Annotated in this window: 1 rRNA gene; it reads right to left on the bottom strand. The window is 51.8% G+C overall.

The features are described from left to right. A 23S ribosomal RNA gene (locus OGY17_RS00005) occupies nt 1-533 on the bottom strand; the annotation flags it as partial.

The following is a 533-nucleotide window of genomic DNA, read 5'->3' on the forward strand; positions in this document are numbered from 1 at the left end:
TGCTCCCACTGCTTGTACGTACACGGTTTCAGGTTCTTTTTCACTCCCCTCGCCGGGGTTCTTTTCGCCTTTCCCTCACGGTACTGGTTCACTATCGGTCAGTCAGGAGTATTTAGCCTTGGAGGATGGTCCCCCCATATTCAGACAGGATACCACGTGTCCCGCCCTACTCTTCGAGTTCACAACACATGCACTTTTGTGTACGGGACTTTCACCCTGTATCGTGCGACTTTCCAGACGCTTCCACTAACACACATGCTGATTCAGACTCTGGGCTGCTCCCCGTTCGCTCGCCGCTACTGGGGGAATCTCGGTTGATTTCTTTTCCTCGGGGTACTTAGATGTTTCAGTTCCCCCGGTTCGCTTCATTACGCTATGTATTCACGTAATGATAGTGTGTCGAAACACACTGGGTTTCCCCATTCGGAAATCGCCGGTTATAACGGTTCATATCACCTTACCGACGCTTATCGCAGATTAGCACGTCCTTCATCGCCTCTGACTGCCAGGGCATCCACCGTGTACGCTTAGTC

The organism is Citrobacter sp. Cpo126 (genome assembly GCF_030332445.1).
Taxonomy (GTDB): Bacteria; Pseudomonadota; Gammaproteobacteria; order Enterobacterales; family Enterobacteriaceae; genus Citrobacter; species Citrobacter portucalensis.